7 protein-coding genes are annotated in these 9290 nt (G+C 67.6%); 2 read left to right on the forward strand and 5 right to left on the reverse strand.

Going from position 1 to position 9290, the window contains the following annotated elements:
• The 5 genes from AC1VAN_RS04005 to pilG all read right to left on the reverse strand — a co-directional run.
• Window positions 1-3619 (reverse strand): Hpt domain-containing protein (locus AC1VAN_RS04005; RefSeq protein WP_480985310.1); only part of this gene is annotated, 3619 nt, incomplete at its 3' end.
• A gap of 100 nt (window positions 3620-3719) precedes the next feature.
• On the reverse strand, window positions 3720-5756 hold the full coding sequence (locus AC1VAN_RS04010; protein WP_480985311.1) for a methyl-accepting chemotaxis protein: 2037 nt from the start codon (window positions 5754-5756) through the stop codon (window positions 3720-3722).
• Between the two features lie 41 nt (window positions 5757-5797).
• On the reverse strand, window positions 5798-6328 hold the full coding sequence (locus AC1VAN_RS04015; RefSeq protein WP_025877750.1) for a chemotaxis protein CheW: 531 nt from the start codon (window positions 6326-6328) through the stop codon (window positions 5798-5800).
• Entirely contained in the window at window positions 6328-6690 is a 363-nt protein-coding gene (locus AC1VAN_RS04020; RefSeq protein ID WP_025877749.1) for a response regulator, read from the reverse strand. The genes AC1VAN_RS04015 and AC1VAN_RS04020 overlap by 1 nt, the downstream gene beginning before the upstream one ends.
• An 18-nt stretch (window positions 6691-6708) precedes the next feature.
• Window positions 6709-7110, reverse strand: a complete 402-nt coding sequence (gene pilG / locus AC1VAN_RS04025; RefSeq protein WP_005418455.1) for a twitching motility response regulator PilG — start codon at window positions 7108-7110, stop codon at window positions 6709-6711.
• 240 nt (window positions 7111-7350) lie between these two features.
• On the opposite strand from pilG, the gene gshB reads away from it, so the two are divergent.
• On the forward strand, window positions 7351-8298 hold the full coding sequence (gshB, locus tag AC1VAN_RS04030; RefSeq protein WP_049466293.1) for a glutathione synthase: 948 nt from the start codon (window positions 7351-7353) through the stop codon (window positions 8296-8298).
• Window positions 8298-9182, forward strand: coding sequence for an energy transducer TonB family protein (locus tag AC1VAN_RS04035; RefSeq protein WP_025877745.1), 885 nt, complete (start codon window positions 8298-8300; stop codon window positions 9180-9182). Before gshB ends, AC1VAN_RS04035 begins: the two co-directional genes overlap by 1 nt.
• Window positions 9183-9290: the final 108 nt, after the last annotated feature.

A 9290-nucleotide genomic window follows, 5' to 3' on the forward strand; every position in this document is an offset into this window, starting at 1 on the left:
CTTCCGATGTCGCCACCGCCTGTCCGGCTTCAATTTCCGCGGCAACGAGCGTGGAAGCAGCCACTTCCAGCGTCGACTGCGGCGCCGGGCCGTCCGGCATCGACGGCCACCCTGCATCGAAGTAGCGCGACAGATCATCGCTGCCGGTCAATTCGGCGGACTCCAGGCCCGCATCGCTCAACGCGTCCTCGCTGACCTGCAGCGCCTCCAGCACCTCGGCACCGGTGTCGCGTTCGACCTCCGGCTCGATCTCTACCGCATGCCCCGGCTCGACCATGTCGGCGTCGGCGGCATCTGCTTCTGCGACCAGCGGAAGCAGCGGGTCTTCGTCTTCATCCTCGACGTCCAGCCCGGCCATCGGCCAGCGTGCTTCCGGCAGCTCGCCGGCCAGCGCCTGCAGGCGCTGCGCCAGTTCAGCCTGCGGCGCAATCCGCGGCTGCTCGGCCTGCAGCGCGTCCATGGTCGCGTTGATCGCCTGCGCGGTTTCGTCCAGGGCTGCCACGGCGTCATCACCCGGCACCACCTCGGCGGCCAGCGCGCGCTTGATGTACGACTCGGCGCCGCCAGTGACAGCGGTGATTTCCGGCACCTCGGTCATCGCGAAGGCACCGTTCATGGTGTGCACCGCGCGCAGCAACGCATCGCTGACCGGCTGTGGCGCCTGCTGCGCCGAGCGCAACCAGCCCTGCAGCGTGGCCTGGTGGAGTTCCACCTCGGCCTCCAGGATCTCACGCAGCACGCTGTCGATGTTGGCCGGGGTACCCGGCGCTTCAACAGCGCTCTGTGCGGGGGCATCGACATCCTGCACGGCGCTGTCCAGCGGCGCGGCAGCATCGGTCGGCGCCTCGGCCGTCGGCGCGGTGGCGCCCGGCAGCGCAACGTAGAACGTTTCTTCGCCTGCACCCACGCGATCGGCGATGGCCTGCATCGCCTGCAGGTCGACGCTGACCCGCTGGCCATCGCGCAGTGCCGCGTTCAACTGCGGCAGTGCCGTGTATGCGTGATCGACCATCGCCAGTACCGCCGGCGTGGGGGCGCGGGTGCCATCGAGCACGCGGTTGAGCATGCCCTCGATCTTCCACGCGAACTCACCCAGGGTACGTGCGCCGACGAGGCGGCCACTGCCCTTCAGTGTGTGGAAAATGCGGCGGATCGGCCGCAGCCGGTCCATGTTGTCCGGTTGCATGCGCCATGCCGGCAGCAGCGTGCCGAGATTGCCCAGCTCGTCGTCGAATTCTTCCAGGAACACCTCGCGGATGTCCTGGTCGATGTTCTCGGCATCGTCGTCGAAACCCGCATCGAACCCGCCCTCGGCCACGGCTGGCGGCACGGTTTCGGTCGGCACGACGGCGGCCGGCATGGCCTGGGGATTGAAGCCGGCGGCAGCGGCATTCAGCTCTGCGAAGAACTGCGCATCGGCTTCGCTGAAGTCGATCGGCGCGATGGTATCCACATCGACCAGCGCCACGGTCGGCGCAGCAGACACTGCCGACAGGTCTTCGGATGCGGGCAGATCAGCGGCCGGTGCGACGTAGACTGCCGCATCGGTCGCCGCGTCGCCGTCAACGGTGGAGTCGAGCCGTTCGTTGATGGCCAGGCCATCGTCGGCCTGCACCACCGCACCGGCGTCAATGAACTCCAGCGTCGCAGGCGAGGCCTGCTCGTCGTCCAACGACAGCGTTTCCATTGTCTCCAGCGACAACACGTCATCGGCGTTGTGCAGCAGGCTGCTGTCGAAACGGAACACCACATCGTCGCTCAGCGACGTCTGGCCGTCCTGCTCGGCGGCAACCGGATCGAAGGCCAGCGAAATGACCACGTCCAGCGACGCGGCAGACGACGTCTCGTCCAACGACGTCGCCAGGAAGGCGTCATCATTGCCGTCTACGGCGCTTGCCTGCGTGTCGTCCTCTTCCGGCACCGGAATCGCGGACAACGTCCAGGCAGCAGCGTCGGACCGTTCGACGGACACAGGATCGAAACTGACCGGATCGAAGCTGTCGAACGTCGGCGCACGCTCGTCGCTGCGTTCGGCAGCACTCCCTGCCGGCGCGTCGAATCCACCCAGTTCCCACTGCGGCACTTCCGGCGCGGGGGCGCTGGAGGCAGCGAACAACAGGGGCGCCGGGGTGCCGTGCGGTTCGGCCGACAACGCTGGCGTACCCAGCGATCCGAACATCAGGCCGTTGTCGGCGGGCGTAGCCTCCGGCAGCGGGTCGAAGGTGAAATCGGGCAGCGACGCCGGCACGTCACCCGGTGCCGGCGCGGAGGCCTGCACGTCGATATCCAGCGGTTCGATCTGCAGCGGCTCGGCTGGCAAGACCACAGCTTCGCGCATGACCGGCTGCACGTCTTCGACAGCGACCACGCCGCGCTCGGGCAGCGGCCAGTAGCGCAGCGCTTCCAGGCTGCTGCGGGTGATGTCGAGGATGTCCTCGCGACCCGGACGGCGGTCACGCAGGGCTTCCAGGTAGTACTCCAGGCTGGCCATGGCGTCGGCCAGGGTGTCCAGCTGGCGACCACTGGGCACCCGCTGACGACCGATCAGTTCGGCTTCGATGTACTGCTGCACGCCGCGCAGATAGTCTGCCGCGGTGCCCAGGTCGAGCATGCGCAATGCGCCGGAGACATCGCCGAGCAGGCGCGGCACGTCCTGCAGTTCGGCGTGGTTCCAGCTGGTTTCGATGAAAGCGACGAAATGCTCGCGGGCGGCGGCGAAATTGGCGATCGCCTCGTGCGCCAGCACTTCCACCGTGCGCCGGTTCTCCACCGCGCTCGGATCATCCTGGCCACTGCCACTGGCACCGAGGTGTGCGACCTGGTCATCCAGCGATGCATCGACATAGAGCAGCGCACCGGCGATATCCAGCAGCATGTCTTCGTCGATCTGCTGGCGGCCCTCGACGACCCCGCGCAGCGCGTCGCGCTGCTGCACGACCACGCCCCGCGCAGCGCCCAGGCCGAGCATGCCCAGCGTATCGGCCACCGAACCCAGCTTGGTCACCTGCTCCTGCAGCTGCTGCGGCGAACCGTCGGTACGCAGGTGCAGGTCCAGCGCGTCCTTGACCTGCAGCAGTTCTTCCTTGACCGCGTTGCCAACGGTGTCCAGCAGCTCGCGGTTGCGGCCGCTGAGGCTGCCGCGTGCATGGTCCAGTTCCGCTTCGGTGGCGGTCACCGAATCGGGCGCGAACGCGAACAGCACGCTGTCGTTGATCAGCGCTTCGCCACGGGCGGCGCGGATCTCGTTGAGCAGCGGCTGCAGCACGATCGGGATGTCACGGTGTCCGTTCTGCAGGCGCTCCAGGTAATCGGGCAGCAGCACGCTGCCGCGCATCAGGGTGGCGCAGGCCTCGTCGCGCTCGGCGACCTCGCCCTTGCCGACGGCGATGGCGAGCTGTTCCAGCTCCTCGGCCACCATCGCCGGTGCATACAGTTCGACCATGCGCAGCGTGCCCTGCACCTGGTGCAGGTAGCCGGCGCAGATGCGCATGCGGCTGCTGTCGGCCGGATCTTCGGCGAAGTACTCGACCTCGTTGCGCACCAGGCGCAGGGTCTCGTCCAGCTCGGGCTTGACCCAGCCCAGGGCTGCGTGGCTCATCGCATCGCGCAGGCTGCTCATGGATGCGCTCCGGTCGCCGCCGCGCGACGGTCGCGCGGATCCTGGCGTGGGGAATGGAAATGCTTCATCGACTGGTTCCTTGCTCGCCGCCCTGCCCGTGTCACGCCGGCAGCTTGAAGTCGGCGACCGAACGACGCAGGTCGGCCGCCAGCTGCGCCAGGTGGCCGATCGACTCGGCGGTCTGCCCGGCACCCTGCGAGGTCTGGCCGGTGATCTGGCGGATCACGCCCATCGTGCGGGTGATGTCCGACGCCGCCGACGACTGCTGCTGGGCGGCGATGGAGATGTTCTTGATGAGGGTATTGAGTGCGTTGGACACGCGCTCGATCTCGGTCAGCGCGGTGCCGGCGTCCTCGGCCAAGCGTGCACCGGACACCACTTCGGCGGTGGTCTGTTCCATCGAGGTGACCGCTTCGTTGGTGTCGGCCTGGATCRCCTGCACCAGGTTCTCGATACGTCGGGTCGCACCGGAGGTGCGCTCTGCCAGGCGCTGCACTTCGTCGGCCACGACCGCGAAACCACGACCGGCTTCACCGGCCGAAGCCGCCTGCACGGCCGCGTTCAATGCCAGGATGTTGGTCTGCTCGGAAATGTCGTTGATCAGTTCCACGATCGAGCCGATCTCCTGCGAAGATTCGCCCAGTCGCTTGATGCGCTTGGAGGTCTCCTGGATCTGGTCGCGGATCTGGTCCATGCCCTGGATGGTCTCGCGGACCACGCCGGCACCTTCGGCGGCGATCACCACCGAACGCTGTGCCACGTCGGCCGACTCGGCCGAGTTGCGCGATACCTGTTCGATGCTGGCGGCGATTTCGCCGATCCGGTCCGACGCCGAGGTGATCTGGTTGGCCTGGTGGCCGGCCGCTTCGGCCAGCTGCATCGCGGTGGCCTGCGTTTCCTGGGTCGACAGCGCGACCTTGGCCGAGGTGTCGTTGATGGTGGTCACCAGGTGGCGCAGTTCATCCACCGCGTAGTTGATGGCGTCCGCGATCGCGCCGGTCATGTCCTCGGTCACCGAGGCTTTCACGGTCAGATCGCCCTCACCGAGCGAGGAGATTTCGTCCAGCAGCCGCATGATCGCCTGCTGGTTGCGGCTGTTGAACTCCACCTGGGTCTGGTAGCGCAGTTCCTGCTCGCGCGAGCGGCTGCGCACGTTGGTGGAGACGAAACCGATGATCGCGATCAGCGACAGCGCACCGGACACCACGCCGATCCAGAAATTCGGGAACAGGCGGGTGTCGGACACCGAACCGAACGAGGAGAAGGCTTCGAACAGCTTGCGGCTGTCGGTCAGCATCTTCGCCGAACCCTGGCCCAGTGCGGAGGCAGCGGACTGCGCGGCGAACAGCTGGCGCGAGCTGGCCAGGATCGCGTCGGCGTCCTGCTTCATCGCCTGCCACTTCTGCTGCGACTGCTCCAGCGCAGCGACGGCGGCAGCGCCGCGCACGGCGGTGATGCCCAGGTCCTCGTTGCCATTGCGCAGCGCATCGAGCACCTGCGAGAACACGGTGATGTCGCGGGCCAGCGCGTCACCGGCAGCGGCCGCAGCCGTGCCGCCGGCGCGGATTTCAGTCACGCGACGCGCCATCGAACCGGCGACCACCACCTGCTGCAGGGCGCTGTAGACCTGCGACGACGGCGCGCCGGAGGCGGACATCGCACGCACCAGCTCGTTCAACTGGGCCTGCAGGCCCGGCACCGCACCGGAGAAGTTGTTGGCGTTGCCGGCCAGGGCCAGTACTGCCGGTTCACTGGCCACCAGCTGGCCAGCCTGCTTGCCCAGCGGCGCCCAGGTGTCGGCCAGGGTCGAGATCGCCCGGGAGACGCCCGGCTCGTTGCCGTAGCGGCCCTGCAGGGTCGACACGTTCTGCTCGATCGCGTTGCGGGTGGCCTTGAAGGCGGTGAAGGCCTGCGCGTTGCCGCCGACCGCGTCACGGCCCTGGTTGGCCAGCTGCTGCGACAGCACCTGCAGGTCCGCGGCCTTGGAACCGGCATCGGCCAGGCGGCTGCCCTGCCAGGTGGACACRCCGGTGTTCACACCGAACAGGATCATCGACAGGGCCAGCAGCGCCAGCCAGAGGTTGCTGCCGCCCAGCCGCAGCTTGCCGGACTTGGTGGCATCCGAAGCAGTACTCATCGTTCAACCTCGATTTTCAATGCAGGGGGCGATGCCCGGCCTCAGGCCGCGGCTTGCCGGAATTCAGGGGTACGCGACAGCAGCGAGAGCGAGAACACGCCCCAATCGTTGCCATCGGCATGGAAAGCGCGATCGACGAAGTGGCCGTAGCGTCCCTCGGCCAGTGAACCGGCCTCGATCTGCTGGGTCAGCTCGAAGCTGCGCTGGCCGAACAGTTCATCGATGGTCAGGGCGACGTCGCCACCGGCCTGGCGCATGATCAGCACGCGCTGGCCTTCCTGCTGGACAGTGCGCGCCCCTTCCAGGAAGTACTTCAGGTCGACCACCGGGAACAGGTTGCCGCGCAGGTTGCCCACGCCCAGCAGCCACGGCTGCGCGCATGGCACCGGGGTCACCGGCGGCATCGGCACGATCTCCACCACTTCGCGGAAATCGGACACCAGCCGACGCTGGCCAACACGGAAACCGACGCCACGCCACAGGTCCTGCGCGAACTGCCGCCCGGGCAGCTGCACCGCGTGGGCCAGGCTGCGCCGTTCGTAGGCTTCAAGAATGTCGAAGGGCGAGCGCATCAGGCCACCAGCTCGTTGATCCGGGCGATGAGTTCTTCCTCGCGCGGCGGCTTGACGATGTAGTCGGCGGCGCCTTGGCGCAGCCCCCAGGCCTTGTCGGTTTCCATCGCCTTGGTGCTGACGATGATGACCGGGATGTGCTTGATCGCTGCGTCGCGGGCCATCGCCCGGGTCGCCTGGAAACCGCTCATGCCCGGCAGCACCACGTCCATCAGGACCAGCTGCGGCACCTGGTCGCGGACCAGCTGCAGGCCATCTTCGGCATTGTCCGCTTCCAGCACCTCATGGCCGGCACGGCGCAGCCATTGGGTGAACACCGCGCGGTCGGTCGGTGAATCCTCGATCAGGACGATACGAGCCATTGTGCCTTTCCCCCCTGGTCAGGCGTTGACGTACGTGCGGATGGCACCCAGCAGTTCTTCGCGCGTGAATGGCTTGGTCAGGTATTGCTCCGAGCCGACGATGCGCCCCCGCGCCTTGTCGAACAGACCATCCTTGGACGACAGCATGATCACCGGGGTCGCCTTGAACAGCTGGTTACCCTTGATCAGTGCGCAGGTCTGGTAGCCATCCAGGCGCGGCATCATGATGTCGACGAAGATGATCTGCGGCTGCTGGTCGGCAATCTTGGCCAGGGCCTCGAAACCGTCCGTCGCGGTCACTACTTCGCAGCCTTCGCGCTTCAGCAGTGTTTCCGCAGTCCTGCGGATGGTCTTCGAGTCATCGATGACCATCACCCGGAGTCCTGCGAGCTCCCCGCCCGCAGTCGTGTTTTCAGTCATTGCCATTCCCCAAGCGCACGGCCCAATCTTTGGCGGGAGCCGCTGCGAAAGCGTATCTATATCGCACTTCCCGCGCCCGCTTCAAGGGCGGTCCGTGGCGCGGGGCGTGGCGCCGGGCTGAACGTGACCGGATTGGCAATCACTGCGCAGCCCGGCAAGGGACGCTGCGTTGCACATCGCCGGGGAGGCGCACGGCCGGCGTTGCCGCTACCATCAACGCCTTGCCTGACAGGTGCACCCATGCCGTTGAACGTCATCGTGGTGATGGACCCCATCGCCCACATCAAGATCGCCAAGGACACCACGTTCGCCATGCTGCTGGAAGCCCAGCGCCGCGGCCATGCCCTGCACTACGTGCGCCCGGGCGGGCTGGCGCTGGAAGGCGGGGTGGCCGTGGCCTGGACCGCCCCCCTGCAGGTGCGCGACGACCCGGCCGGCTGGTACGAGCTGGGCGCATTCAGCCGGACCGAATTCGGTCCCGGCCAGATCGTGCTGATGCGCAAGGACCCGCCGGTCGACGCCGAGTATGTCTACGACACCCAGGTGTTGGATGTCGCTGCCGCCGCCGGTGCGTGCGTGGTCAACAACCCGCAGGGCCTGCGCGACTACAACGAGAAGCTGGCCGCGCTGCTGTTCCCGCAGTGCTGCCCGCCGACCCTGGTCAGCCGCGACGCCAAGGCACTGAAGGCCTTCGCGCTGGAACACGGCCAGGCGGTACTGAAGCCGCTGGATGGCATGGGCGGGCGCTCGATCTTCCGCAGCGGACAGGGCGACCCCAACCTGAACGTGATCCTGGAAACGCTGACCGACGGCGGCCGCAAGCTCGCCCTGGCCCAGAAGTTCATTCCCGACATCACTGCCGGCGACAAGCGCATCCTGCTGGTCGATGGCGAGCCGGTCGATTACTGCCTGGCGCGCATTCCGCAGGGCGATGAGTTCCGCGGCAACCTGGCCGCCGGTGGCCGTGGCGAAGGCCGTCCGCTGAGCGAACGCGATCGCTGGATCGCCGCCCAGGTCGGCCCGGAAATGAAGCGTCGTGGCATGCGTTTCGTCGGCCTGGACGTCATCGGCGACTACCTGACCGAGGTCAACGTGACCAGCCCGACCTGCGTGCGCGAGCTGGACGCGCAGTACGGCCTGAACATCGCCGGCACCCTGTTCGACGCGATCGAGGCCGATCTGCGCTGATGGATGCCGCACCTGCCGTCCTCGCCCCGCCGCCGCGTGAAGCGCAGCGGCTGGGCGCCACCATCGCCCTGTCGGTGCTGGTGCACGCCCTGCTGATCCTCGGGGTCGGCTTTGCCGTGAAAGGCGACGCGCCCCTGGTGCCGACCCTGGAAGTGATCTTCAGCCAGACCCGCACCGCGCTGACCCCGAAGCAGGCCGATTTCCTGGCCGCCGCCAGCCAGGAAGGCGGTGGCGAGCACGATCGTGCGCAGCGCCCCCGCGACAACCAGGCCGGCATCGTGCCGCAGGCCCAGGCCGGCATCAGTCCGGTACCCCAGCAGCAGCAGTCGGCAGCACCGGTACCGCCGCCGCAGGCGCGGGTGGTCAGCAGCCGCAATGGCCAGGACACCGTGGCCGTGGCGCAGTCGCGCCCTACCCCGCTGCAACCAACACCGGATGCACCGATGACCGCGCGCGAACAGCGCGATGCTGAAATGGCGCGGCTGGCGGCGGAAGTGCACCTGCGTTCGGCGCAGTACGCCAAGCGGCCGAACCGGAAATTCGTTTCGGCCAGTACGCGCGAATACGCCTACGCCAATTACCTGCGTGCGTGGGTGGACCGCGCCGAGCAGGTCGGCAACCTGAACTACCCCGACGAAGCACGGCAGCGCCGGCTGGGGGGACAGGTGGTGATCAGCGTGGGGGTACGCCGCGACGGCAGCGTGGAAAGCAGCCGGGTGTTGAAGTCCAGCGGCACGCCGCTGCTGGACGAGGCCGCGCTGCGGGTGATCCAGCTGGCACAACCGTTCCCGCCGTTGCCCGACAGCGAAGACCAGATCGACATCCTGCAGGTCACCCGCACGTGGGTGTTCCTGCCCGGTGGCGAACTGCGCGACGACCGGTAAGGTTTTCTGCCCGGGCCTGCGGCCCGGGACCCGCTGCAAGCAACAGCAACAGCAACGGCAACGGCAACTGCAACGTCAAGATCAAGAGCCGCGGTTGGGCTGTTCGGT

The sequence above is a fragment of the Stenotrophomonas sp. 05L44_2 genome, assembly GCF_056665995.1.

Coding starts and splice junctions, on each gene's coding strand:
- AC1VAN_RS04015 (WP_025877750.1), bottom strand. CDS start 6,328: ATGCGCTCGCCCTTCGACATTCTTGAAGCCTACGAACGGCGCAGCCTG.
- AC1VAN_RS04020 (WP_025877749.1), bottom strand. CDS start 6,690: ATGGCTCGTATCGTCCTGATCGAGGATTCACCGACCGACCGCGCGGTG.
- pilG (WP_005418455.1), bottom strand. CDS start 7,110: ATGACTGAAAACACGACTGCGGGCGGGGAGCTCGCAGGACTCCGGGTG.
- gshB (WP_049466293.1), top strand. CDS start 7,351: ATGCCGTTGAACGTCATCGTGGTGATGGACCCCATCGCCCACATCAAG.
- AC1VAN_RS04035 (WP_025877745.1), top strand. CDS start 8,298: ATGGATGCCGCACCTGCCGTCCTCGCCCCGCCGCCGCGTGAAGCGCAG.